Origin of the sequence: Pseudomonas sp. s4, from assembly GCF_046764235.1 — a bacterium.
Classification (GTDB): Bacteria; Pseudomonadota; Gammaproteobacteria; order Pseudomonadales; family Pseudomonadaceae; genus Aquipseudomonas; species Aquipseudomonas asiatica.
Genome location: NZ_CP177209.1, coordinates 5,500,620 through 5,524,422 on the forward strand (window position 1 = coordinate 5,500,620; position 23,803 = coordinate 5,524,422).

The 23,803-nt window shown below is 62.5% G+C and carries 21 protein-coding genes and 1 other RNA gene; 11 read left to right on the forward strand and 11 right to left on the reverse strand.

Annotation, left to right across the window (positions count from 1 at the left end):
- Nucleotides 1-50 precede the first annotated feature (50 nt).
- The 5 genes from ACK56M_RS25490 (at nucleotide 51) to ACK56M_RS25510 (ending at nucleotide 4,810) form a co-directional block, all read left to right on the forward strand.
- On the forward strand, nucleotides 51-2,861 hold the full coding sequence (locus tag ACK56M_RS25490; protein WP_061551375.1) for an FAD-binding and (Fe-S)-binding domain-containing protein: 2,811 nt from the start codon (nucleotides 51-53) through the stop codon (nucleotides 2,859-2,861).
- A 275-nt stretch (nucleotides 2,862-3,136) separates the two neighbouring features.
- Nucleotides 3,137-3,433: a hypothetical protein gene (locus tag ACK56M_RS25495; protein WP_013974305.1), complete on the forward strand. Its 297-nt coding sequence runs from the start codon at nucleotides 3,137-3,139 to the stop codon at nucleotides 3,431-3,433.
- A 99-nt stretch (nucleotides 3,434-3,532) separates the two neighbouring features.
- Nucleotides 3,533-3,927: a transfer-messenger RNA gene (gene ssrA / locus ACK56M_RS25500) on the forward strand.
- Nucleotides 3,928-4,280: 353 nt separating this feature from the next.
- Nucleotides 4,281-4,523 (forward strand): hypothetical protein, encoded by a 243-nt coding sequence (locus tag ACK56M_RS25505; protein WP_100413340.1) that lies wholly within the window; start codon nucleotides 4,281-4,283, stop codon nucleotides 4,521-4,523.
- 23 nt (nucleotides 4,524-4,546) lie between these two features.
- Nucleotides 4,547-4,810, forward strand: coding sequence for a DUF3077 domain-containing protein (locus tag ACK56M_RS25510; protein ID WP_054573619.1), 264 nt, complete (start codon nucleotides 4,547-4,549; stop codon nucleotides 4,808-4,810).
- A 450-nt stretch (nucleotides 4,811-5,260) separates the two neighbouring features.
- Here the strand turns inward: ACK56M_RS25510 and ACK56M_RS25515 are convergent, their stop codons facing one another.
- The 3 genes from ACK56M_RS25515 to ACK56M_RS25525 form a co-directional block, all read right to left on the reverse strand.
- On the reverse strand, nucleotides 5,261-6,625 hold the full coding sequence (locus ACK56M_RS25515) for a hypothetical protein (protein WP_054573618.1): 1,365 nt from the start codon (nucleotides 6,623-6,625) through the stop codon (nucleotides 5,261-5,263).
- A complete protein-coding gene (locus ACK56M_RS25520; RefSeq protein WP_411959135.1) occupies nucleotides 6,622-7,089 on the reverse strand; it encodes a hypothetical protein in 468 nt (155 codons plus the stop codon). The genes ACK56M_RS25515 and ACK56M_RS25520 overlap by 4 nt, the downstream gene beginning before the upstream one ends.
- 127 nt (nucleotides 7,090-7,216) lie before the next feature.
- Complete coding sequence (locus ACK56M_RS25525; RefSeq protein ID WP_054573616.1) at nucleotides 7,217-7,477, reverse strand: hypothetical protein; 261 nt, start codon at nucleotides 7,475-7,477, stop codon at nucleotides 7,217-7,219.
- 120 nt (nucleotides 7,478-7,597) lie between these two features.
- Between ACK56M_RS25525 and ACK56M_RS25530 the strand changes: the two genes are divergently transcribed.
- Nucleotides 7,598-8,473: a WYL domain-containing protein gene (locus ACK56M_RS25530; RefSeq protein WP_054573615.1), complete on the forward strand. Its 876-nt coding sequence runs from the start codon at nucleotides 7,598-7,600 to the stop codon at nucleotides 8,471-8,473.
- A 66-nt stretch (nucleotides 8,474-8,539) separates the two neighbouring features.
- Here the strand turns inward: ACK56M_RS25530 and ACK56M_RS25535 are convergent, their stop codons facing one another.
- Nucleotides 8,540-10,078, reverse strand: a complete 1,539-nt coding sequence (locus ACK56M_RS25535; protein ID WP_411959136.1) for an MFS transporter — start codon at nucleotides 10,076-10,078, stop codon at nucleotides 8,540-8,542.
- Nucleotides 10,079-10,360: 282 nt separating this feature from the next.
- Here ACK56M_RS25535 and ACK56M_RS25540 point away from each other — a divergent pair, with 282 nt between their 5' ends.
- Nucleotides 10,361-11,224 (forward strand): LysR family transcriptional regulator, encoded by an 864-nt coding sequence (locus ACK56M_RS25540; RefSeq protein WP_054573613.1) that lies wholly within the window; start codon nucleotides 10,361-10,363, stop codon nucleotides 11,222-11,224.
- Between the two features lie 57 nt (nucleotides 11,225-11,281).
- On the opposite strand, the gene gabP is transcribed toward ACK56M_RS25540, so the two are convergent.
- The 3 genes from gabP to ACK56M_RS25555 all read right to left on the reverse strand — a co-directional run bounded on the left by gabP (nucleotide 11,282) and on the right by ACK56M_RS25555 (nucleotide 15,944).
- Nucleotides 11,282-12,673: a GABA permease gene (gene gabP, locus ACK56M_RS25545; RefSeq protein ID WP_003258117.1), complete on the reverse strand. Its 1,392-nt coding sequence runs from the start codon at nucleotides 12,671-12,673 to the stop codon at nucleotides 11,282-11,284.
- A gap of 552 nt (nucleotides 12,674-13,225) precedes the next feature.
- Entirely contained in the window at nucleotides 13,226-14,572 is a 1,347-nt protein-coding gene (gene gudD, locus ACK56M_RS25550; protein ID WP_054573611.1) for a glucarate dehydratase, read from the reverse strand.
- Nucleotides 14,573-14,591: 19 nt separating this feature from the next.
- Complete coding sequence (locus ACK56M_RS25555) at nucleotides 14,592-15,944, reverse strand: MFS transporter (RefSeq protein WP_015271909.1); 1,353 nt, start codon at nucleotides 15,942-15,944, stop codon at nucleotides 14,592-14,594.
- Nucleotides 15,945-16,205: 261 nt separating this feature from the next.
- Here ACK56M_RS25555 and ACK56M_RS25560 point away from each other — a divergent pair, with 261 nt between their 5' ends.
- Nucleotides 16,206-16,913, forward strand: a complete 708-nt coding sequence (locus ACK56M_RS25560) for a FadR/GntR family transcriptional regulator (RefSeq protein ID WP_054573610.1) — start codon at nucleotides 16,206-16,208, stop codon at nucleotides 16,911-16,913.
- Nucleotides 16,914-17,061: 148 nt separating this feature from the next.
- Here the strand turns inward: ACK56M_RS25560 and ACK56M_RS25565 are convergent, their stop codons facing one another.
- From ACK56M_RS25565 to ACK56M_RS25580, 4 genes are all read right to left on the reverse strand, one after another.
- Complete coding sequence (locus tag ACK56M_RS25565) at nucleotides 17,062-18,072, reverse strand: zinc-dependent alcohol dehydrogenase family protein (protein ID WP_054573609.1); 1,011 nt, start codon at nucleotides 18,070-18,072, stop codon at nucleotides 17,062-17,064.
- A 163-nt stretch (nucleotides 18,073-18,235) separates the two neighbouring features.
- A complete protein-coding gene (locus tag ACK56M_RS25570) occupies nucleotides 18,236-18,826 on the reverse strand; it encodes an HAD family hydrolase (RefSeq protein WP_013974314.1) in 591 nt (196 codons plus the stop codon).
- Nucleotides 18,823-19,692: an acyl-CoA thioesterase II gene (tesB, locus tag ACK56M_RS25575; RefSeq protein ID WP_025340733.1), complete on the reverse strand. Its 870-nt coding sequence runs from the start codon at nucleotides 19,690-19,692 to the stop codon at nucleotides 18,823-18,825. The genes ACK56M_RS25570 and tesB overlap by 4 nt, the downstream gene beginning before the upstream one ends.
- 147 nt (nucleotides 19,693-19,839) lie before the next feature.
- On the reverse strand, nucleotides 19,840-20,409 hold the full coding sequence (locus tag ACK56M_RS25580; protein WP_013974316.1) for a GNAT family N-acetyltransferase: 570 nt from the start codon (nucleotides 20,407-20,409) through the stop codon (nucleotides 19,840-19,842).
- Nucleotides 20,410-20,588: 179 nt separating this feature from the next.
- Here ACK56M_RS25580 and ACK56M_RS25585 point away from each other — a divergent pair, with 179 nt between their 5' ends.
- The 3 genes from ACK56M_RS25585 (at nucleotide 20,589) to ACK56M_RS25595 (ending at nucleotide 23,753) form a co-directional block, all read left to right on the forward strand.
- Complete coding sequence (locus tag ACK56M_RS25585) at nucleotides 20,589-21,275, forward strand: histidine phosphatase family protein (protein ID WP_100413346.1); 687 nt, start codon at nucleotides 20,589-20,591, stop codon at nucleotides 21,273-21,275.
- Nucleotides 21,276-21,448: 173 nt separating this feature from the next.
- Nucleotides 21,449-22,363, forward strand: coding sequence for a histone deacetylase (locus ACK56M_RS25590; RefSeq protein ID WP_061303542.1), 915 nt, complete (start codon nucleotides 21,449-21,451; stop codon nucleotides 22,361-22,363).
- A 148-nt stretch (nucleotides 22,364-22,511) separates the two neighbouring features.
- Entirely contained in the window at nucleotides 22,512-23,753 is a 1,242-nt protein-coding gene (locus tag ACK56M_RS25595) for a TIGR03862 family flavoprotein (protein WP_061303539.1), read from the forward strand.
- Nucleotides 23,754-23,803 lie beyond the last annotated feature (50 nt).

The window sequence follows — 23,803 nt, forward strand, 5'->3', positions numbered from 1 at the left end:
TGACCCGGGGCATGGGGCGCACAGACGCCACGGCCCCGCGAGGAGACTGCATGAGCCTGCCCGCCGCGTTCCTGCGTGATGCCGAGCGCCTGATCCCCGCCGAACGCCGCTTCGACGACCCCACCTCCACTTTGGCTTTCGGCACCGATGCCAGCTTCTACCGGCTGATCCCCAAGCTGGTGGTGCGCGTCGAGTCAGAAGACGAAGTGGTCGGCCTGATCAAACTGGCCCAGCGCGAGCGGGTGCCGGTCACCTTCCGCGCCGCCGGCACCAGCCTGTCCGGCCAGGCCATCAGTGACTCGGTGCTGATCGTGCTGGGCGATAACTGGAACGGCCGCGAAATCCGCGGCCAAGGCGAGCAGATCCGCTTGCAGCCCGGCGTCATCGGTGCCCAGGCCAATGCCTGGCTGGCTCCCTTCGGGCGCAAGATCGGCCCCGACCCGGCGTCGATCAACGCCTGCAAGATCGGCGGCATCGTCGCCAACAACGCCAGCGGCATGTGCTGCGGCACCGCGCAGAATACCTACCACACCCTGGCCGGCCTGCGCCTGGTGCTGGCCGACGGCACGCGCCTGGACAGCGAAGACCCGGCCAGCGTCGCCGCGTTCGAGGCCAGCCACGCCGGCCTGCTGGAAGCACTGGCCCGCCTGGGCCGCGAGACCCGCGCCAACACTGCACTCGCCGAGCGCATCCGGCACAAATACCGGCTGAAGAACACCACTGGCCTATCGCTGAACGCACTGGTGGACTACGACCAACCGCTGGATATCCTGCAGCACCTGTTGGTCGGCTCCGAAGGTACCCTGGGCTTCATCAGTGCCGTCACCTACGACACCGTGCCCGACCACCCGCACAAAGCCAGCGCACTGCTGGTTTTCCCCAGCGTGGAAAGCTGCTGCCGCGCGGTGACCGTGCTCAAGCGCCAGCCGGTCTCGGCCGTTGAACTGCTCGACCGCCGCAGCCTTCGCTCGGTGCAGAACATGCCCGGCATGCCACTGTGGGTAAAAGGCCTGTCGGACAACGCCTGCGCCCTGCTGATCGAGTCCCGTGCCGCCAGCCAGAGCCTGCTGCATGAACAGCTGCAACAGGTGATGGCCTCGATCGCCGACTTCCCACTGGAACAGCAGGTGGACTTCAGCGAAGACCCCGCCGTGTACAACCAGCTGTGGAAAATCCGCAAGGACACCTTCCCCGCCGTCGGCGCCGTACGCCAGACCGGCACCACCGTCATCATCGAAGACGTCACCTTCCCCATCGAGCAACTGGCCGAAGGCGTCAACCGCCTGATCCAGCTGTTCGACAAGCATCGCTACGATGAAGCGATCATTTTCGGCCACGCCCTGGAAGGCAACCTGCACTTCGTCTTCACCCAGGGTTTCAACAGCGCCGAGGAAGTCGCACGCTACCAGGCCTTCATGGACGATGTGGCGCAACTGGTGGCGGTGGAGTTCGGCGGCTCGCTCAAGGCCGAGCACGGCACCGGGCGCAACATGGCACCGTTTGTGGAGCTGGAATGGGGCCATGACGCCTACCAATTGATGTGGAAGCTGAAGCGCCTGCTCGACCCAAACGGCATCCTCAACCCCGACGTGGTGCTGAGCGAAGATCCGGACATTCACCTGAAGAACCTCAAGCCGCTGCCCGCTGCCGACGAGATCGTCGACAAGTGCATCGAGTGCGGCTTCTGCGAACCGGTGTGCCCTTCCAAAGGCCTGACCCTCAGCCCACGCCAGCGCATCGTCATGTGGCGTGACATCCAGGCCAAACAGCGCGCCGGCATCGACACCCGGGAATTGCGCCAGACCTACCAGTACCAGGGCATCGACACCTGCGCCGCCACCGGCCTGTGCGCACAGCGCTGCCCGGTTGGCATCAACACCGGCGAACTGGTGAAGAAACTGCGCAGCCAGGCCGCCGAACACGAAAAAACCGCCGACTGGCTGGCCGAACACTTCCACACCGCCCTGGGCGGCGCGCGCCTGACCCTGACCGCCGCCAATACCGCACGCAAGCTGCTCGGCGCCCCACGCCTGGGCCGCCTGAGCGCCTCGCTGCACAAAGCCAGCAAAGGCCGCCTGCCAAAGTGGACCCCGGCGATGCCACAACCACTGCGCCCACTGGACTTCGGCCCGGCCAGCAACGACGCCCGCCCTCGCGTGGTGTACCTGGCTGCCTGCGTCTCGCGGGTGATGGGCCCGGCCTATGCCGACCGTGAGCAGAGTTCGCTGCTGGACAAGACCCGCGCCCTGCTGGAAAAGGCCGGCTACCAGGTGGTGTTCCCTGACAACGCCGACAGCCTGTGCTGCGGCCAACCGTTCGCCTCGAAGGGCTACCCCGAGCAGGCCGAACACAAACGCCAGGAACTGCTTGCCGCCCTGCTGCACGCCAGCCGCGGCGGCCTCGACCCTATCTACTGCGATACAAGCCCCTGCACTCTGCGCCTGGTGCAGGACCTGGACGACACCCGGCTGGACCTGTACGACCCAGTGCGCTTCATCCGCACCCACCTGCTCGAGCGCCTGGAGTTCACCCCCCAGGACGAACCAGTGGCCGTGCATGTGACCTGCAGCACCCAGCACCTGGGCGAAAGCCAGGCGCTGATCGACCTGGCGCGGCGGTGCAGCAAACAGGTGGTGATCCCGGAGGGCATACATTGCTGCGGCTTTGCCGGTGACAAAGGCTTCACCACCCCCGAGCTCAACGCCCACTCGCTGCGCAGCCTGAAGGATGCGGTGCAATATTGCAGCGAAGGCATCTCCACCAGCCGCACCTGCGAGATCGGCCTGTCCAGCCATAGTGGCATCGATTACCACGGGCTGGTCTACCTTGTAGACCGCGTCACCCGGCCACGCAGCATATGACCGTTTAACGCAAAACCTGATAGCTGCCGCAATCCCTGTGGGAGCGGGCATGCCCGCGAACACCGGCGCAGCCGGTGCCATACACCGCGCAGCCTGCTTCGCGGGCACGCCCGCTCCCACAAGTACCGCGCCGGCTTTGGGCCCACGCTGTACCTGTAGGAGCGGCTTCAGCCGCGAACACCGGCAAAGCCGGTACCATCCCGATTGAACCCCCGCCAATCCCCCGCAGTCCATCCTTACAGGCCCACCTTCCAGAGGCCCAGAAGGAGACTCCCATGAAAGGTACCGCGCTTTCGGCCCTGTTCGCGGCCGCCACCCTGCTGGCTTCGCCGGTATTCGCCGCCGAAGACCTCTGCACCGCCAACCTGCAAAAGATCGATGACAGCATGGCCACCGCCGGCGCTACCTCCGAAGGCCTGGACAAGGCCATCACCGAGCACGTCGACAAAGCCAAGGCTGCCCAGGCATCGGGGGACACCAAGGAATGCATCGCCATCACCAGCAAAGTCCTGGAGCGGTTGGAAAAAACGGAGAAAGGCAGCGGCACCAGCGGCGGCGGTAGCGGCGCGTGAGCCCAAAAGCGGGCGACCGGACCGGCTGTCGACGTCGCCCGCGCAATGGCGTATACTCAGCCTCACGTACCGTAAGGTGCGTTAGCTTAGAGCTAGTGTGGGGCCGATCAGGATTCGACGCCGGTAGCGAAACTCTAGGTGCATGCCGAGTTGGTAACAGAACTCGTAAATCCACTGTTGCAACTTTCTATAGTTGCCAATGACGAAAACTTCGAGGCGGAGTACGCTCTCGCTGCGTAAGCAGCCGAGCCCGACCTTCTGGTAGCTTCGGCTCCAGCAATCATCAGGGGATGCCTGTAAACCCGAAATGATTGTCATACAGAACAGGATCGTCGTGTAGCACGTTGGGGGCAAAGCGACTAAAACTTACCCAACTCGTCCAAAGCACCCTGCCCGTCGGGCGGCTGCGGATTAACTCAGTAGACACGGCTAAGCATGTAGTACCGACAGCGGAGTACTGGCGGACGGGGGTTCAAATCCCCCCGGCTCCACCAAATTCCAAAGAAGAAGACGCCCTCGGGCGTCTTTTTTTGTGCCTGGTTTTTTGAGTTGAGCGAGCCCGGAAAATCAGATTTAACCCCTTCCGCGTAGGACGTTTCCCAAAGATACTCCCAGCGCCTGTTTTCCGTTGCGGTCGTTTTTTCAGAGTTTTAGTCTCGTCGGGTCGTTGTACATCAACGACCAGCTTTGACAGGCTGATGACGACCAAGCACACGGTTTTGCCTATGGCGGCTGTGTGTGGGGCACCTCGTGTGCGCCGGTTTGGTCTTCACCGGTCTGTCAACCCATACACGGCTGCCACCACTTGTTTGACAGCAAGCGCTGGTCGCTCCACTGAGGACCAAAAATGCTGAAAATAGTCCCCGATCCACCCCACCTTCCCCTTTCCTTGGAAGACACCATCATGTTGGCCTCGGACTACGCACTCTGTGCCGAAGCCGTAGCCCGGCAGGCAATGCTGATGCAGCCGCGATCGCATGCGTCATTGTTGATCATGGCGTCAACGCAAGAGCTTGAAGCTCTGCGCAAACTTCTAGAGTCAGCGCTGGCACACATACACAAGCCAGCGGGCCCGCAAGCCGTGCACTGAATCACTACCAGGGAGATCGATCAATGGACATCGAAGACACCAAATGCACAGTCGGTAAAACCATCTTCTACCAAGGTGAAAACCAGACTCACCCACTGTTCCGCATCGAGTCCGGCATTCCCTGCCAGAACGCCCGCGAGCAAGCTTCGGAACTGATGGGCTATGCGCGGGACCTGACCATCGACGGTTTGATGGAAGACAAGCCAAAACTGATCTGGGCCGCGCATTACCTTTGCGCTTTGGGCAAGGCGCTGCTGGATGATGCGGAGCTGGGCATGATGCGCTAGCCATCTCACTTCAGCCAGCGCAGCTGCAGAGCAACCAGTTCACAGACGGGTTCGCTCATTACCCTGCGGTTTTACTCGCGAATAATCCAACGCGGTACATGGCACCGGCTGCGCCGGTGTTCGCGGATGAAACCGCACAAATTATCCGCCGAACAGTGCGTTATGTGGATTCGGTGACTGATCCGGATAGGTCAGCCGCCGATTGCTTTGCTATGGTTCCCAATTAGCGGGAAAGAGGTCTTAGTCTGCACTGGTGTGCAGCTTTGCTCCCGAATGAGAGAGTGTCCAAATGACATTGGCATTAGTACCTGTCGGCACAGCTTGCTGTGACTACATCGTATAAAAGAGCGAACACTTCGCCGCCATTGACCCCGCGCACCTGTTTTTCTTTGGTAAGAACTGTGGTTACTTTTGTTTGATAGAAGCGCCGTCCTTGGGATACCCGTCGCCCTAGAGCTTAGCGGCACGCTCAGCCAAACCATTCAGCTTTTGCGTGTAATCCAGCAACTCATCAATCTCCGCAAGCTCGACTTCACTCCAGAACTTCATATGCCGACCGTACAAGGTCCATTTGATAGCGTGAGCGCCATTCCAGAAAAGCCCCATCCACGCCGCATAGTTCAGGTTTAATAGATTTTGCGTGGCGTACATCCGCCCGGCATTCACCGCGCTGCTGGCACCGTAGGCAAGCGCTAACATGATGCGAAAGCGCGGGTTCATTCTTCCGGGCAGCGTGTCCAATAATGCATCTGCAATAGTGGCCCCGTTGACCGCAACCTGTTTGACTACGTAGAACACCCTCATGATGACTTCCATGATCGCAGCCGGGATGCTCGTCACAAGGAACTGTCTGAAATCGTAGCCTTTCACGTACATCCACTCGATCTGCTTGCCGAAGGATTCGCCGTTGATGTTCACGTTCTCGAACATCCGCAGCAGCCCCATGAAGGGGGCCGGTAAGCCCATCCCTCGGTTCCCCTTGGCTGAAGGGGCATTTACATCGGAAAGCAGATGGCCAAACATTCTTCCCAGCAGCTGGAACAGGCCTCCCTCAGTCGGCCCCTTCGTGCTCGGGATCTGGCGTACCTCGCCGTTGACCACCACGGTGCAAGTTCCATGAATCATGTCATACACCCCGTAGAAAAAACCGAGAACGGGGTCATGAGCCAACGAACGAAGTCGGTGGTTGATCGGGTTGAGGACCTTATCCGGGGCACCAATAAGATCAGTCCAGACAGAGCTGTCCGGAGCGCCGATCTTGTATTTCTCACCTAACTTTTTGGAAAGCTCTGGAGGTAGCCAAGTGTTCAAAGTGTCTTGTACCCATTTGTTGAAGGTACCGTCTACCGGCGTATCCCATTTCGTTCCAGGTTTAGGCGGAGGCCGCACAAAAAGCAGATCGAGCACTCCCGCTAATAACCCGCTGCAACCCGCTATCGCATAGTCCCACTCATCGAGGTTGTACTTCGCATTGAATGCGCCTAAGCGAGCGGTGAGTCTTGCGTCGATAGCATCAAAATCGCTTTCGTCCAGAACGTCCTTGAGCCTGGCATCCGGATGGTTCTGACGCGCTTGCGCATAGATATCATCCAGTGTGATCGGCTCACTGGAAGCTATAACAGTGAGGGGTATTTCGGTCACGACAGTGTTCAAACTATCAGTCGTGGTATCCAACGTACCGGCAAGTGCCAACAATTGTGCCTGGAGGAGCTGTATATCGGTGGCAATCTCTGCATGTGACGTTTCAATCGCCTGCGAGCGCTGATTCAACAAGGCAAGAGCGCTCAATTCATCCTGATACAGCTCATTACTCACGACGGTTTCTTCCGAGTAAGCATTTCGATGGTTTGCTTGATCATGGCAATTTCAGCCTTGAATGTCTCGGCGTTACTCAGCAAGCGCTCCTGAATGTTATAGAGCTTCGCGATAGCTTCGCCCAAAGACGCCGCAAGCTTCGCGTTTTTACGTTTTTTCATCAGCGCATAACCACCCACACCCAGCAGGGCAATGGGGGCTGCCAATACACCGATACCCGCTACCATCCCACCGCCCACCAAGGCACCTGCAGTAGCAAGGCCGGAGCTGATGCCTGCCGCAGAAAGGTCTGTATAGCCAAGCAAATACAAGGCACCCAGTGAACCTGCAGCACCCGCTGACGAGCCCAGTGCCGCTGCAAGCCCTTCCGTAATCCCTGGATAGTCATTCTCAAGCTGATCCAGAATGTTTTTAACCTGGCGAGAAGCTTCAGTCTTGACTCGATTGATCTCAACGTTGTCCATATGCATCCTTGGCTGAAATGTTGCGGGAGACTAAGAAATACCCTATGGCAAGGCAAAATGCCATCACCCCCTACCATAGAATTGAAAATATGATCCTTTGACTCATCCAAGCCTGTTGATAAGGTCCCTACCCTTTTTCTGCAGCGACTAGGCTCTGCAACAACACCAACTTGCGCTGCAACTGCGCGATGTGCGCCTGGTCGGCACGCCGCGCCGAACGCAGCTCACGGTTTTCCATCTCCCTAATCCGTGCCCATCGTGCGTTGTGACGGCATGCCAGGGCCAGTTGCCAGAGCTCACGCAACTTCATGTACTGCATCAGGAGCACCGCCAGGATTACCCCAATCAACACCAACGCCCCTGTCGAAACCGCTTCAGACATAGTCATGTCCACTTTCCTTTGCTGACTTCAATTCGTTTCAAAGACAGCGACACGATATGTAATGTTAAACGACAGGTCTAGAATGTAGACTTATACAGGTAAAGTAATCGCGCACATGGAGAGGGTATGAAACGCAAGCAATCCATCGAGCAGGTACGCTGGGACCTGGCACTTCGCTATCGCTTGATCGAGACCGTTGCCTGGTGGGAAGGCCGGCTGACCACGGGCCACCTGATACAGAGCTTTGGCATCAGCCGCCAGCAGGCGTCGAAGGACATCAATACCTACATCACCGAACATGCGCCCAAGAACTTGACATATGACAAGCAGCTAAAGGGCTATGTACCGAGCAAGCAGTTCAAGCCGCTGTTCATCGACGACAGCGCCAGCGCCTACCTGCACCTGCTTTATCAGAACAATGAGCGGGCCCCGCACATCGACGGGCTGGCACTGGCCTACGCGCATACCCGGGTGCTGGAAGTGCCGGACCGCCCCATCCGACCAGAAGTCCTGCGTCCCTTGCTCAAGGCCTGCCGTGAAGGCCTGCGCCTGGAAACCGAATACGTGTCCTTCAATACCCCCAACGTGGAAGTGCGCCTCATCGCCCCGCACACGCTGGTCTACACCGGCATGCGCTGGCACGTGAGGGCTTACTGCGAAAAGAACGGCCAGTATCGCGACTTCGTCCTCAGCCGCCTGCGTGGGCAACCAGACTTGCTCGACCAATCGCCGAACACACGCGAGCAGGACGAAGACTGGAATGTCGAGGTGCCGATCATCTTCGAACCTGACGGGCGATTGAACGCGGCGCAGAAGGCAATCATCGAAACCGACTTCGGCATGACGCAGGGGCAACTGGTGGTGCCCAGCCGCAGGGCACTGGTGAAGTACGTGTTGCAGCGTTACCTGATCGACCACCGCAACCTGGCAGTACTCCCCGAGGCGCAGCAACTGGTGGTGAGCAACCTCAAGGAACTGAAGCCATGGCTGTTGAATGACTGATTGTCGAATGCCGCGTCGAGGGGCTTGATGCCCCAGTCGCTGTGTCGTGATGCCCCGCCGCCCGCTTCATGACTGCCTCTCAGCCAGCAACACTTCCGGCACGGCCGGCAGCGACCGGCTCAGCAACACGCCAACCAGCATCGCGAACAGCAGCGCCGCCACACCGGCGACCTGCAACACGGCTTCGAAGCCCCCGATGAACGCCTGGCGGGCCAAGGGTGCCATCGTTTCCCGCAACCTGGGCTCAAGCAACGCCAACGCCGCCTGCAAATCACCCGCAGCAACCCGGGTAGTCATCGCGGCAACCTGGCCCGATTGCCCAGGCGCCACCGCAGCCATTGACTCATACAGCAACTGCCCACTACGCGAAGCCAGCACACTACCCAGCCCTCCGATTGCCAGCACAATCGCCCCGAACCGCATGGTTGTACTCAACCCCGAAGCCATGCCGGTGCGCTCACGCGGCACGCAAGCCATGATGTTCTTCTGCGTATCGCCATTCAGCAGCCCGGCGCCAGCACCCAGCACCAGGCTGGCCAGGGCGAATGCACCGTAACCGCCCTGCTGCGTTGCCCAGGCACACAGCAGGTTACCCGCCCCGACCAAAACCAGGCCTAGCGCGAACACCTGCGCCGGGCTCAAGTGTGCAGCCAGACGCATGCCCAGGCGTGGCGTCAGCAGCATGGCCACGGCAAACGGCAGCATGCCCGCCCCTGCGGCCAGGGCCGACAGCTGCAGGCCGTTCTGCAAGTAAAGCGGTAGCAGGGTCATCATCACCTGGGCGCAGGCAGCATAGGCAAACATCCCCAGCAAGGCGCCAACGAAGCGCCCGCTGCGCATCAGCCGCAGGTCGATCATCGGCCGTTCCTGGCTGCGCTCGACCATGACGAACAGGCCGAACAGGAAGGCGCTGATCACCAGCCGTCCCAGGGTTTGCGCACTGCCCCAGCCCACCTGGTTGGCATCGATCATTGCCCAGATCAGGTAACCCAGGCTGCCGGCGAAAGTCAGGCTGCCCCATGGGTCGAGCCGGGCCGCAGCGGTGTCGCGGGACTCTTCGACACTGCGCAACACCATCACTGCGAGCACTGCCACCAACGGCAGGTTGATGTAGAAGATCCAGCGCCAGCCAAGGGTGCTGGCGATCAACCCGCCCAGCAGCGGCGCAAAGGTGATGGTGGCGCCCATGCAGGCGCCCCAGAAGGCCCAGGCGCGCATGCGTTCCTGGGGTTGGTGGAAGCGGTTGCCGATCGCGGCCAGGGCCGAGGTCAGCAGCAATGCTGCGCCAACGCCCTTGGCTGCCCTGGCCAGGTCGAGGAACAGCAGGTTGGGCGCCGCGCCACAGGCCAGCGAGGCGATGCCGAACAGGGCCAGGCCGAGCAGCAGCATGCGGCGGCGGCCAAAGCGGTCGGCCAGGCTGCCAGCGGGCAGCAGGCAGGCGGCAAAGGCCAGCAGGTAGGCGCTGACCACCCATTCGATATCGGCAAACGAGCCGGACAGGTCGCGGGCGATGCTGGGCAGGCTGACCGCGACGATGTTGGTGTCGAGGATGATCAGGGCACAGACCAGGGAGGCGGTGAGCAGGGTGAAACGCGCAGAGGGCATGGTGAGGCTCCAGATGCAGGGCTGGTTAGTCAAATCGCCGGGGCTGCCTTGCAGCCCATCGCAGGCAAGCCAGCTCCTACAGGGACCGCACCGCCTTCAAGGATTGCGCAATACCTGTAGGAGCTGGCTTGCCTGCGATGGACCGCAAAGCGGTCCCCTGCAATTCCCAGGCAGCCTTTGCCGCCAAGCCACCAGCCTTGTAGTGTTGCCTCACCATAACGCCACCAGCCCCCAGGCTTGTTAGCCACGGCGGCTCGCGTCATTACCCTGCAGGTAACACCCATGGAAATCCGCCATTTCCGCTACTTCCTCTGCGTCGCCCGCCACGGTCATTTCACCCGTGCCGCCGAACAGCTGGGCATCGCCCCGCCCACGCTCAGCCGGCAGATACAGGACATGGAGCGCGAACTGGGCGTGCGCCTGTTCGAGCGCAACCAGCGCGAGGTCAACCTCACCGCAGCGGGCCAGGCGCTTTTGATCGAGGCCGAACATGCCGTGCGCCAGTTCGATGCTGCACAACTGGGCGCGCAACGGGCCGCCCGAGGCGAAAGCGGGCGCATCGAACTGGGCTATGTGGCTTCGGCCGCGTACTCGGGCATGCTCCAGCAGCAAGTCAGCCGCTACAGCGAAACCTGCCCCCGCGTACGCCTGAACATTCGCGAACTGCCCATGGCCGAACTGCCCGGCATGGTCCGCGACGGCCTGCTTGACCTTGCCTATGTGCGCTCACCGATGGAGCTGCCCGAGGAACTCGAAGCTATCGCCTTGCACCAGGAAGGTTTCGTCCTCGCCCTGCCCGCCAGCTCACGGATAAATGAAGTGCCGCAGATCCCGGCCTCGCGCCTGGCCAATGAAACCTTCATCCTGCCCGAACAGATCTCCGGCACGCTGGAAGTGGCAGCACAAGGTGGTTTCGTCCCGAGGCTCGGCCCCCAGCCGGGCAGCCTGGTGGCGGTGATCACCCTGGTGTCACTCGGCCAAGGCATCGCAGTGGTGCCAGAATCGGTGGTGCAGCGCATCAGCCTGCCGCAGGTGCACTACCGGCGTATTGTCGACTGCCAGGCCAGCTCGTGGCTTAGCCTGATCCACCGGCGCTTCGAGAAAGCGCCGGCGGCAATCAGATACATCAAGATGATGAAAGGCTGAAAAAACAAAGGGCACCCATCCACTGGTGCCCTTTGCCCTACCGCCAGGTGAACTCAATCACCCCATCGAACGCACCCCCACAGGCTGCGCATTGCCCCGCGTGGTCACGATCCCCAGGAAGGAAATCACGATCGCCAGGCCCAATGTCGAGCTCACTTCCGCCCGGTGTTCAGGCGTGAACATCATGACCGCCAGTGCCCCGCCAATGAAAAGGATCACCGCCCAGGTCAGGTACGGGAACAGCCACATGCGGAACTTCAGCTCGGTGTTTTCCCGCTCCAGGCGACGGCGCATGCGCAGCTGCGAAATGGCGATGACCATGTACACCAGCAAGGCAATGGCGCCGGAGCTGGCCAGCAGGAACTCGAACACGCCCTTCGGCGCGAAGTAGTTGAGGATGGCAATGGCCGCGCCGATCAACGTGCTGCCGAAAACCGCAGCGCGTGGCACACCGACCTTGGAGGTCTTGTTGAGCATGGCCGGTGCGTCACCGCGCTTGGCCAGCGAGTACATCATCCGCGAGGCAATGTAGATCGAAGAGTTCATGCAGCTGGTCACTGCCACCAGCACCACCAGGTCGACCATGAAAGCCGCGTTGGGGATGTTCATGATCTCCAGCGCACGCTGGTAAGAGCCCACCACCGCCAGCTGCGGGTCGTTCCACGGCACCACCGAAATGATCACGAAGATCGACAGGATGTAGAAGGTACTGATGCGCCAGATCACCGAGCGAGTGGCCTTGGCGATGTTGCGCGACGGGTCGCTCGATTCGGACGCGGCGATGGTCACCGCTTCGGTGCCGATGAAGCTGAACATCACGGTGATGAACGCACCAACCACGGCCGACCAGCCCTTCGGCGCGAAGCCGCCGTGCTCGGCCATCAAGCTGCTCAGGCCACTGACCTCGCGGTTGGGCAGCCAGCCCATAAGTGCGGCGAAACCCAGGCCGATGAAACCGAGAATGGCCGTGACCTTGAGAATGGCGAACCAGAACTCGAACTCACCGTACTTGGCCACGCTGAACAGGTTGGTACCAGCCAGCAGCAGCACCGAAGCCAGGGCGAATATCCAGCTGTCCACCTGCGGGAACCAGGCGTTCAGCACATGCCCGGCGGCCAGCGCTTCGATCGGGATTACCAGTACCCAGAACCACCAGTACAGCCAACCGATGGTGTAGCCGGCCCAGCGGCCGATGGCCTGCTCGGCGTAGGTGGAAAACGATCCGGTGTCCGGGTGTGCCACGGCCATTTCGCCAAGCATGCGCATGACCAGTACCACCAAGGTCCCGGCCACGAAATAGGAAATTATGGTAGCTGGCCCGGCTGCCGCGATGGCGTGGCCAGAGCCGACGAAAAGTCCGGCGCCGATGATGCCGGCGATGGACAGCATCGTTACGTGACGTGGCTTGAAACCTTGTGCAAGGTTGCCATCAGATCCCACGGTGTTCATTGATGTTGTTCTCTTTTTACTGACACAAGGATGGACGGGCAGGTGTAGGCGAAAATATCTCCTTTGAAATCAATAAGTCGACACGTTACTCGCGCTCTGTTGTTGATATTTGGCACGCGTCACAGAGCAACGTGTCAGTGCAGGTCGGGCTTCATTTAAGCCCCGCAGGGCTGTGGGAAATTACACGAGAACGCCCCGGAACTGTTCGATCACGACAGGGCATCCCCATTAACGTCAGAAGTCGCGAATGGCATACCCGATCCCGTCACCAGGCCGTCTGGAGCTTTTGTTTTTCATTTGGGTGTGTTGTGGCTGTACGGGCCCTTTCGCGGGCTCGCCCGCTCCCACAGTTACTCCACGCCCCTCAAACCTGTGGTGTACCTGTGGGAGCGGGCAAGCCCGCGAAAGGGCCGGTGCAGCCATCACCACTTTCTGCCAGCCACAAAAAAGCCCCGGTCTCCCGGGGCCTCTGTTGCCAGGCGTCTGCCTACGCCTGCCCGGTACGCTCGAAGCACCGGACTAGCAACAGGAATCGCGAAAGGGCCCTATGCCTCAACGCACCAGGCAAGGCCGCTTGTTATCGAAGCTCCACCCCGGAATCAGGAACTGCATTGCCACGCTGTCATCCCGCGCGCCCAACCCCATGTTGCGGTAGCACTCATGCGCCTTGGCCAACTGGTCTTCATCCAGCTCCACCCCAAGCCCCGGCCGCGCCGGCACGTGCACATGCCCGTCGACGATGCGCAGTGGCTCGCGGGTCAGGCGCTGGCCGTCCTGCCAGATCCAGTGGGTGTCGATCGCAGTGATTTCCCCCGGCGCCGCAGCCGCCACCTGGGTGAACATTGCCAGCGAGATATCGAAGTGGTTGTTGGAATGCGAACCCCATGTCAGCCCCCAGTCGTTGCACATCTGCGCCACCCGTACCGAACCCTGCAAGGTCCAGAAGTGCGGGTCGGCCAGCGGAATGTCCACCGACTGCAACTGGATCGCATGGCCCATCTGCCGCCAGTCGGTAGCGATCATGTTGGTGGCGGTGGGCAGGCCGGTGGCACGGCGGAACTCGGCCATCACCTCACGGCCCGAGTAGCCGTTCTCGGCACCGCATGGGTCTTCGGCGTAGGCCAGCACATCGTGCTTGTCGCGGCACAGGGCAATGGCCTCCTTCAATGACCAGGCACCATTCGGGTCGAGGGTGATGCGGGCTTCGGGGAAGCGCTCGGCCAGCGCCGTTACCGCTTCCATCTCCTCCTCGCCGCGCAACACCCCGCCCTTGAGCTTGAAGTCGCTGAAGCCATAGCGCGCCTTGGCGGCCTCGGCCAGGCGCACCACCGCGTCCGGGGTCAGGGCCTTTTCGTGGCGCAGGCGGAACCAGTCATCCTCGGCATCGGCTTCGTTGCGGTAGGCAAGGTCGGTCTGCTGGCGGTCGCCGATGTAGAACAGGTAACCGAGCATCTTCACCGCCTCGCGCTGCTGCCCCTCGCCCAGCAGTGCCGCTATCGGCACGTTCAGGTGCTGGCCGAGCAGGTCGAGCAGCGCCGACTCTATGGCCGTCACCGCATGCACGGTGATGCGCAGGTCGAAGGTCTGCAGGCCGCGACCAGCCGAGTCACGGTTGGCGAAGGTCTGGCGCATGGCATTGAGCACGCGCTGGTAATGGCCGATCGGCTGGCCGACCACCAGGCTGCGGGCGTCCTCCAGTGTCTGGCGGATCTTCTCGCCGCCGGGCACCTCGCCCAACCCGGTATTGCCGGCGCTGTCACGCAGCACCACTACGTTGCGGGTGAAGAACGGGCCATGGGCACCACTGAGGTTGAGCAGCATGCTGTCGTGCCCGGCGACGGGGATCACGCGCAGATCAGTGACCACGGGGGTGCTGGTGTGAAGGGTCTGCATGTTCATGGTTGTTGTCTCGCAGTCATCAATGGCTCTGACCCAGGGCCGAAGGGGCCTTGAGGTCATCGGAAGGGACGCCCTTTGGGCGAGTGCGTACGAAGAAGATGGCAATGGCCGCCAGCACCGAGGTCACCGCCAGGCCGTACAGGCCGCCCTGGATCGAACCGGTCTGCTGCTCCAGCAGGCCGAAGGTGGTGGGGGCGACGAAGCCGCCGAGGTTGCCGACCGAGTTGATCAACGCGATCACCGCTGCGGCGATGCGGGCATCCAGGTAGCCCTGCGGGATCGGCCAGAACAGTGACGACGCCGACTTGAAACCGATGGCCGCGAAGCACACCGCGACAAAGGCGAACACCGGCCCACCCGTGGTGGACATGAACATGCCGATGGCAGCGATCACCAGCGCACCTGCGACCCAGGCCTGCTGGAACTTCCAGCGCGCCGAGCCGGCGGCGAAGGCATACATGGCCAGGATCGAGATCAGCCACGGGATCGAGTTGAAGAAGCCGACCTGCAGGTCGCTGAGGTCACCCATGCGCTTGATGATGCTCGGCAGCCAGAAGGTCGCGGCGTAGATGGTCAGCTGGATGCAGAAGTAGATCAGGCAGAACAGCAGGATCTGGCGGTCCTTGAGCAGGCTCCAGGCCGATGGCCTGACCGCGCCGACCGCTTCGCGCTCAAGTTGCTCGCGATCGATGGCGGCCACCAGTGCTTCCTGCTCGGCCTGGCTCAGCCACTTGGCGTCCTGCGGCCTGGAGTCGAGCCAGAAGAACACGAAGAAGCACAGCGTCACCGAGGCCATGCCTTCGATGAACAGCATCCACTGCCAGCCATGCATGCCCAGGCCCTGGATCTGCATCAGCGCGCCGGCCAGCGGCCCGGAAATCAGCGACGCCAATGCCGAGCCGCTGAGGAAGATGGCAATCGCCTTGCCACGCTCGGCGGCCGGCAGCCAGCGGGTGAAGTAGTAGATCACCCCGGGGAAGAAGCCCGCTTCGGCAACCCCCAGCAGAAAGCGCAGCACGTAGAACTGGGTTTCGTTCTGCACGAAGGCCATGGCCGTGGCCACCACCCCCCAGGTGAACATGATGCGGGTCAGCCACAGCCTTGCGCCGACCTTCTGCAGCAGCATGTTCGAGGGCACTTCGAACAACGCGTAGCCAATGAAGAACAGGCCGGCGCCAAAGCCATAGGCCGCGGCGCTGATGCCCAGGTCGCTTTCCAGATGGGGGCGGACGAAGCCGATGTTGACGCGGTCCAGGTAGTTGACGATGAACATGATGACGAACAGCGGCAGGACGTGGCGCTTGACCTTGGCCACGGCGCTGGCCAGGGCGTCGCCTTCATTCCGGGCAGACGGAGCGAGGGTATCGTTCACTTGCGGATCTCCCACTAATTGTTTTTGTGCGGGTCGAGGTTGTCTGACATGGCAGTGGGGAGGAGCATATGCGCAGCGAAGTTGTACGACAAGATCAACAACATCGGCAAAATCACAAAATACAAGCTGAAGAAAAGCCTATATGCGCCGATCTTGCAAAAATATACAAACTACTCGCTTGCTTGACCGCAGGAAAAATCGGCAAAAAATATTTTTATCGATTAACTTGTCGTACAAGTACAACAACATTCGGATCACACCATGGCCACCGAACAAGCCCACAAACGCGGCCACAGCCGTGCCCATGACCTGGTCTCCAGCCTGACCCAACAGATCTTGCTGGGTACCTTCAAGCCAGGCGACAAGTTGCCCTCGGAAAACAGCTTGGTGCGCGAGCATGGGGTCAGCCGCACCGTGGTCCGCGAGGCCCTGTCGAAATTGCAGGCCTCGGGGCTGGTGGAGCCACGCCACGGTATCGGTACGTTCGTGATGGAGCGCCAGGCCCACGCCGGCCTGCGCATCGCTGCGGAAAGCGCGGCGAATGTGCGCGACCTGCTGGAGCTGCGCATCGGCCTGGAAGGCCAGGCCGCCGCCTTGGCCGCGCTACGTCGTGATGAGGGGCACCTGAGGCGCATGCGCCAGGCGCTGGATGACTACCAGGACCTGGCCGCCGCTGGCGACAGCTGCATCGAGGCCGACCGGCGCTTTCACCTGTTGATTGCCGAGGCCACTGGCAACCTGTACTTCACTGAAATGCTGTTGCAGCTGGGCAACGGCCTGATCCCGCGCAACCGCATGGCCCTGGCCGAACGCAGCGGGGCGAAGCTGGCGCGGCAGGCGTACCTGGCCAACCTCGAGCATGAGGCGATCCTCAATGCCATCCGCCGGCAGGATCCGGACGCGGCGCGGGCAGCGGTGTGCCTGCACCTGTCCAATAGCCGCGACCGACTACTGCCCGAACAGGCCTGACACGATCCCCTTTAGGAGCGGCCTTGTGTCGCGAAAGGGCTGCACAGCAGCCCCTCGATTTCAGCTACAGAATTGCAGGCCGGGGGCCGCTTTGCGGCCCTTTCGCGACACAAGGCCGCTCCTACAAAGAGAACCGCATCAGGCCCTGTTACCAGGTCAGGCAGATTTTACCGAAATGCCGGTTGCTCTCCTGATAACGGAACGCCTCGACGATCTGCTCCAGCTCGAAATGCTTGTCCACCACCGGCCGCAGGCCGTTGGCATCGATCGCCCGCACCATCGCCTGCTGCTGGGCGCGGCTGCCCACCAGCACGCCTTGCAGGCGTATCTGCCGCACCAGCGCCTGCACCAGCGGCAACTGCCCGGCCACGCCGGTGAGGATGCCGATCAACGACACGTGCCCACCAATGCGCGCGGCAATCATCGATTGCTCCAGCGTCGCCGCGCCACCCACTTCGATCACATGATCGACGCCGCGGTTGCCGGTCAGCTCGCGCACTTTCTCACCCCACGCCGGGACGCTCTTGTAGTTGATCAGGTGGTCGGCACCCAGGGCCTTCAGGCGCTCCAGCTTGGCGTCGCTGGAAGAGGTGGCGATCACCGTCGCGCCGGCCAGCTTGGCAAACTGCAGGGCGAAGATCGACACACCGCCGGTGCCCTGCACCAGCACCGTATCGCCGGGCTTGAGGTGGTCGTCGCACATCAGCGCGCGCCAAGCCGTGAGACCGGCCGTGGTCAGCGTGGCAGCTTCTGCATGGCTGAAGCCCTTGGGCGCCAGGGTGAAGGCGGTGGCGCGAGCGGTGACCTGTTCACGGGCGTAACCATCGATACCGTCGCCGGGCACCTTGGCGAAGCCTTCCACATTTGCCTGGCCGTCGAGCCAGTCGGGGAAAAAGGTACTGACCACATTGTCGCCGACCTGAAACTCGGTGACGCCGCTCCCCACCGCGACCACTTCGCCAGCGCCATCGGCCATGGGGATGCGCCGCTCGCTCGGGCCCCACATGCCGCTGACAACGGCGAAATCGTGGTAGTTAAGAGAGCTGGCGTGCAGGCGCACGGTGATCTCGCCGGCCTCGGGTGAAGAGGCCTCGCAGGTGCCGACCTCGACCTTGTCGTAGCCGCCGCCGGGTTTTACGTAGATGGCCTTGCTGGTCATGGATAGGTCTCCGTTCAGGGAAAAGATTGGGGTTCAGCATAGACAGGTCCGGCCCTATCGCCGGCAAGCAAGCTCCCACAGGTATTACACAAGTCTCAGCTCTAGTGGTGTCCCTGTGGGAGCTGGCTTGCCGGCGATAGGGCCCACATTCCCAACACAAGATTCAGCCCAGCATCACCTTCAGCGCCCGGCAATCGGCCGCATGCCAATCCACCAGCTCCGGCCACGGATTGTCCGGCAGGTTCACCAGCACCGTGCGCGCCCCTGCGGCACGCCCACAGTCCAAATCAAACCGGTAATCCCCCACCATCACCAACTCACCCGGTGTCACACCCCAGGCATTGGCAATCTTCAGCAGCCCATCCGGGCTTGGCTTGGGCGCTGCTTCGTCACGCCCCAGAATGTGCTCCACCGGGAAGCAGTCCGCCAGGCCGATGGCCTCCAGCGTCACATGCGCCAACTCACGGGCATTGCGGGTCAGAATGCCCAGCCGGCAACCACGCTGGGCCAGCTCGCGCACCAGTTCCACCGCCCCGGTGGCCGCCGTGGAGGCAATTGCCAGATCACGCTCGTGCTCCAGCAGCCAGGCATGCTTGGCCGCCGCCTCGTCCGCCGGCAAAGCTGCCAGGTGGGTGAGGATGTCGTGCTCGGCCGGGATATCCAGCGCCACGCGGATGGCGGCAAAATCGTGCACGGCCACGGTCAGGGTGCCGTCCATGTCGAACACCCAGTTGCGCACCTCGCCCAGGCTCATGCCCAGTCCTTGCGGTGGCGAATCAGGCCTTCCTGGCACGACGACGCCACCAGTTGCCCGGCCTGGTTGAAGATGCTGCCGCGGCAGAAGCCACGGGCATTGCCCGCCCAGGGGCTGTCGGTGGCGTACAGCAGCCACTCGTCGGCACGCAGGTTGCCATGGAACCACAGCGAATGGTCGAGGCTGGCGATCTGCATGTCACGCTGCCACACCGATTTGCCATGGGGCAGCAACGCAGTGGTCAGCAGGCCGAAGTCCGAGGCGTAGGCCAGCATGTATTTGTGCAGGGCGGGAATATCGGGCAGGTTGCCGTCGGCGCGGAACCAGGCGTACTTCACCGGGTCGCCAGGCTGGGGGTTGAACGGGTCGCGCTCGGTGACCGGGCGGATCTCGATCGGCTTGGCGCACAGCACCTTGTCGCGAATGCGTTCGGGCAACTGGTCGGCCATGGCCCGGGCCAGCTCGACTTCAGTGGGCAGGTTCTCCGGGCCGACCACCTCGGGCATCTGCGCCTGATGCTCGAAACCTTCCTCGTCGTACTGGAACGAGGCGCTGCAGGTGAAGATCGGCTGGCCCTTCTGAATCGCAGTCACCCGCCGGGTGCTGAAGCTGCCGCCATCGCGCACACGGTCCACCGAATACACCACCGGCAGGCTGGCATCGCCAGGGCGCAGGAAGTAGCCGTGCAACGAATGCACATGGCGTGCATCCTCGACCGTCTGGCTGGCCGCCGACAACGATTGGCCCAGTACCTGCCCGCCGTACAGCTGGCGAAAGCCCAGGTCCTGGCTGCGGCCACGGAACAGGTTCTCCTCGATGGACTCGAGGCTCAACAGGTCGACCAGGTCGTCCAACACATGACTCATCGGGGGTTCTCCGTAGGAGCGAGTCTTGCTCGCGATGCGCCGTCCAGGCGGCGCTCGATCTCATAGGCGCTGAACATCTTGCGGCAAGCGCCCTCCATTAGGGAAATGATACAGGGTTTGTCATTCGCGCCGGGCATGGCCATGCATTCAGGCGCGCAGGGTACGCTCCCAGTGAGCTCGATCGATGCGGTACAGCACATGCGGGCGCAGCGGATGGCCCACGGGCAGGCGCGGGTGTTCGAAACTGCCATTCAGGTCCTGCTGCATACCGATGGCCTGCATGACCTTCTGCGAGGGCAGGTTGCTCTCGCTAGTGAACGACACCACTTCCTCCAGGCGCAATTGGGCGAAAGCACAGCGCAGGCATGTCCACGCCGCCTCGCTGGCGAAACCCAGGCCCCAGTGGCGGCGTGCCAGGCGCCAGCCGATCTCCACCGCCGGCGCAAAATCGGCATCGAAGCCCACGTGCAACAACCCGGTCATGCCGATGAAGGCACCACTGTCCTTGCGCTCCAGGGCCCACAGGCCAAAGCCGTACTCATTGAAATGCCCGCGCACGCGGCCGATCAGCGCGGCTGCCTCCAGGCGTGTCAGCGGCGCCGGGAAGTAGCGCATCACCTGCGGGTCGGCACACAGGGCGGCGAACTCGCGCAGGTCGTCGTCGTGCCATTGGCGCAGTACCAGCCGCGCGCTTTCCAGTTGCAGGATAGGGGTCATCGGGCGTGCTCCGGTTTTACCGTCTTGCAGTTTACAGCGTAGGCGCGGGTGCAGGTTTCACCTAGCCGGCGTGCCCGAATGCAATTTTCACACGCCCTTCACCGCCCCCCGACAGGCCTGTTGGCAGGATGCCAGCCAACACCGTCGCGCCAGCCGCGACCATGCCAACGGAGCAACGCATGCTATCGAGCAACACCCTGGGGCACCCTGCCATCCACGCCCGGCGCAAGCGACGCCTGACCCGCAAAGCCCTCGGTGCCGCCCTTGGCCTGTGCATGGTCGTGGCGGCGTTGAGCACCTGGCTGGCGACGAGGACGCACATCGTGGACCTTGGCAACGAACGACAATTGAGTGACAGCGGCCTGCTGCAGGACTGGGCCGACGGTGCGGTGATCGTGATGATCCGCCACGCCGAGCGCTGCGACAGCGCCCCCGGCCCGTGCCTGGACGACCCCGCCGGCATCACCGTGGCCGGCAGCCAGGCTGCCGGACATGTTGGCCAAGGGCTGCACCAGCTGGGCCTGAACAACGCCGATATGCTCAGCAGCCCGAAACTGCGCACACGGCAAACCGCGCATTTCATCCTTGGCCAGGCGGTGGCCAGTGAGGACTGGCTGGAAAGCTGTGACAGCCAGTTCGCCAGCGAAGCGCTGGCACACAAACGACCGGGGCATAACCTGGTGCTGGTGACCCACAACGGCTGCATCGACCATTTTGCCCGCCAGCAGAAAGTTGCGGGGGGCGAGCGTGAGAGCGGCTATGCCAGTGCGCTGTTCGTTTCGGTGGATGGCAATGGCAAGACGCGCATCCTCGGCCGCCTGAACGAGCCGGACTGGCAACGGGTGCTGGCCAGTACCACGAAATAACGCCCCCTCGTGGCAAACACGCCCTGTAGGAGCGGCCTTGCGCAGCCCTTTCGCGACGCAAGGCCGCTCCTACAAAGGCCGGCGCTGGCCAGGAGATTGATGCCAGGCAGGTTCTCCCACAGCAGTCTCCAGCCATGGCAAGATCAGCACTGGCCCCGATTGCGACCCCACCCATGCCGTTGCCGCTGATCTACCACGAAGACTACAGCCCGGAGTTCCCTGCCGAACACCGCTTCCCCATGGACAAGTTTCGCCTGCTGCACGACCACTTGATCGACAGCGGACTGACCACCGACCAAGCCCTGCTGCGCCCGGACATCTGCCCCAACGACATCCTCGCCCTGGCCCACGACCGCAGCTACATCGAGCGCTACATGAACGGTGACCTGTCACGCGAGGACCAGCGCCGCCTCGGCCTGCCCTGGAGCGAGGCCCTGGCCCGGCGTACCGTGCGCGCCGTAGGCGGCTCGCTGCTGAGCGCCGAGATGGCGCTGCAGCACGGCATCGCCTGCCACCTTGCCGGCGGTACCCACCACGCCCATTACGACCACCCTGCCGGCTTCTGCATCTTCAACGACCTGGCCGTGATCAGCCACTACCTGCTGGAGGCTGGCCGGGTACACCGGGTGCTGATCTTCGACTGCGATGTGCATCAGGGTGACGGCACCGCGCGCATCCTGCACGACACACCAGACGCCATCACCGTGTCGCTGCACTGCGAACAGAACTTCCCGGCGCGCAAGGCACAAAGCGATTGGGACATCCCCCTGCCGCGCGGCATGGGCGACATGGCCTACCTGAAGGTGGTGGACGACGCCCTCAACTACCTGCTGCCACTCTATCGACCCGACCTGGTGCTGTACGACGCCGGGGTCGATGTGCACAAGGACGACGCCCTGGGCTATCTGCAACTGACCGATGCAGGTGTTGCCGCCCGTGACGAAGCGGTGCTGCGCCACTGCCTGGGCCGCGACATCCCGGTGGTGGGCGTGATCGGCGGTGGCTACAGCAAGGACCGCGCAGCCCTGGCCAGGCGCCACGGCATCCTTCATCACAGCGCGGCACGCGTCATCGGTTGTTCACAATGACTGTGGAACCGCTTGTGGATAACCTGCGGGAAAGGCGCTGCAGCCCTTTACAGGCAAGGCCTGCAAAGCTCTGATCATTTTTTGAGCAGTACTTCTGCAGGCCGCGCTGCGCTAGAATGCGCCTCTTTTCCACAGCCTGCTGCCCACCATGCCTGATCTGAGCCCCGCCTCCCCTCCCCTCGCTGTCGTCATCGGCGGCGGCCCAGCCGGCCTGATGGCCGCCGAAGCACTGGCCCAGGCGGGCCTGGCGGTCGAGGTGTTCGATGCCATGCCTTCGGTGGGCCGCAAGTTCCTGCTGGCGGGTGTCGGTGGCATGAACATCACCCATTCCGAGCCCTACCCGGCGTTCGTCAGCCGGTATGCCGAGCGCCAGGGCGAAATCGCTGCGCTGCTGCACGACTTCGATGCCGACGCCTTGCGCCAGTGGATTCACGGCCTGGGCATCGAAACCTTCGTCGGCACCTCGGGCCGGGTGTTCCCCACCGACATGAAAGCCGCGCCACTGCTGCGCGCCTGGCTCAAGCGCCTGCGCGACAACGGAGTAGTTATCCACACCCGTCACCGCTGGCTGGGCTGGAATGCCGAAGGTGCATTGCGGATTGCTTATCCACAAGGCGAGCGGCTGGTGAAGGCTGCCGTGGTGGTGCTGGCGCTGGGTGGCGGCAGCTGGGCGCGACTGGGCTCGGACGGTAGCTGGCAGCCGCTGCTGGCCGAACGGGCTGTGGATATCTCGCCCTTGCAGCCCAGCAACTGCGGTTTTGAAGTGGCAGGCTGGAGCGCGCTGCTCAAGGACAAGTTCGCCGGTGCGCCGTTGAAGAACATTGCCCTTAGCGTTCCTGGCAGCGTGCCGCGCAAGGGCGAGTTCATCCTCACCGCGCAGGGTGTGGAAGGCAGCCTGGTGTATGCATGGTCAGCGCCGGTGCGCGAGGCCATCAACCGTGAGGGCCACGGGGTGTTGCTGCTCGACCTGTTGCCGGACAAGCCTGTGGACAAGATTGCCCAGGCGCTGGCCAAACCACGGGGTTCGCGCTCCATGGCCAAGCACCTGCACAGCCAGCTGGGTATCGATGGGGTCAAGGCTGCGCTGCTGCGCGAGCTGACCGATCAGGCGACCTTTGCCAACCCTGATGCCTTGGCGAAAGCGATCAAGGCTTTGCCGATAACACTGGTACGCACGCGGCCGCTGGATGAAGCGATCAGCAGCGCGGGTGGGGTGCGTTTCGAGGGGCTGGATGAAGGCTTGATGGTCAAGGGGATGCCGGGGGTGTTCTGTGCAGGCGAGATGCTGGACTGGGAGGCGCCGACTGGGGGGTATCTGCTGACAGCGTGCTTTGCCAGCGGCTTGCGCGCCGGACGGGCGGCGGCGAATTGGGTTATGCGGGTTTCCTGACAGATTGTCGGGGCTGCTTTGCAACCCATCGCCGGCAAGCCAGCTCCCAC

Bases quoted from the DNA above. Each gene is read 5' to 3' on its own strand.
- ACK56M_RS25490 (WP_061551375.1), top strand. From the start codon at position 51: ATGAGCCTGCCCGCCGCGTTCCTGCGTGATGCCGAGCGCCTGATCCCC.
- ACK56M_RS25495 (WP_013974305.1), top strand. From the start codon at position 3,137: ATGAAAGGTACCGCGCTTTCGGCCCTGTTCGCGGCCGCCACCCTGCTG.
- ACK56M_RS25505 (WP_100413340.1), top strand. From the start codon at position 4,281: ATGCTGAAAATAGTCCCCGATCCACCCCACCTTCCCCTTTCCTTGGAA.
- ACK56M_RS25510 (WP_054573619.1), top strand. From the start codon at position 4,547: ATGGACATCGAAGACACCAAATGCACAGTCGGTAAAACCATCTTCTAC.
- ACK56M_RS25520 (WP_411959135.1), bottom strand. From the start codon at position 7,089: ATGGACAACGTTGAGATCAATCGAGTCAAGACTGAAGCTTCTCGCCAG.
- ACK56M_RS25525 (WP_054573616.1), bottom strand. From the start codon at position 7,477: ATGACTATGTCTGAAGCGGTTTCGACAGGGGCGTTGGTGTTGATTGGG.
- ACK56M_RS25530 (WP_054573615.1), top strand. From the start codon at position 7,598: ATGAAACGCAAGCAATCCATCGAGCAGGTACGCTGGGACCTGGCACTT.
- ACK56M_RS25535 (WP_411959136.1), bottom strand. From the start codon at position 10,078: ATGCCCTCTGCGCGTTTCACCCTGCTCACCGCCTCCCTGGTCTGTGCC.
- ACK56M_RS25540 (WP_054573613.1), top strand. From the start codon at position 10,361: ATGGAAATCCGCCATTTCCGCTACTTCCTCTGCGTCGCCCGCCACGGT.
- gabP (WP_003258117.1), bottom strand. From the start codon at position 12,673: ATGAACACCGTGGGATCTGATGGCAACCTTGCACAAGGTTTCAAGCCA.
- gudD (WP_054573611.1), bottom strand. From the start codon at position 14,572: ATGAACATGCAGACCCTTCACACCAGCACCCCCGTGGTCACTGATCTG.
- ACK56M_RS25560 (WP_054573610.1), top strand. From the start codon at position 16,206: ATGGCCACCGAACAAGCCCACAAACGCGGCCACAGCCGTGCCCATGAC.
- ACK56M_RS25565 (WP_054573609.1), bottom strand. From the start codon at position 18,072: ATGACCAGCAAGGCCATCTACGTAAAACCCGGCGGCGGCTACGACAAG.
- ACK56M_RS25570 (WP_013974314.1), bottom strand. From the start codon at position 18,826: ATGAGCCTGGGCGAGGTGCGCAACTGGGTGTTCGACATGGACGGCACC.
- tesB (WP_025340733.1), bottom strand. From the start codon at position 19,692: ATGAGTCATGTGTTGGACGACCTGGTCGACCTGTTGAGCCTCGAGTCC.
- ACK56M_RS25580 (WP_013974316.1), bottom strand. From the start codon at position 20,409: ATGACCCCTATCCTGCAACTGGAAAGCGCGCGGCTGGTACTGCGCCAA.
- ACK56M_RS25585 (WP_100413346.1), top strand. From the start codon at position 20,589: ATGCTATCGAGCAACACCCTGGGGCACCCTGCCATCCACGCCCGGCGC.
- ACK56M_RS25590 (WP_061303542.1), top strand. From the start codon at position 21,449: ATGCCGTTGCCGCTGATCTACCACGAAGACTACAGCCCGGAGTTCCCT.
- ACK56M_RS25595 (WP_061303539.1), top strand. From the start codon at position 22,512: ATGCCTGATCTGAGCCCCGCCTCCCCTCCCCTCGCTGTCGTCATCGGC.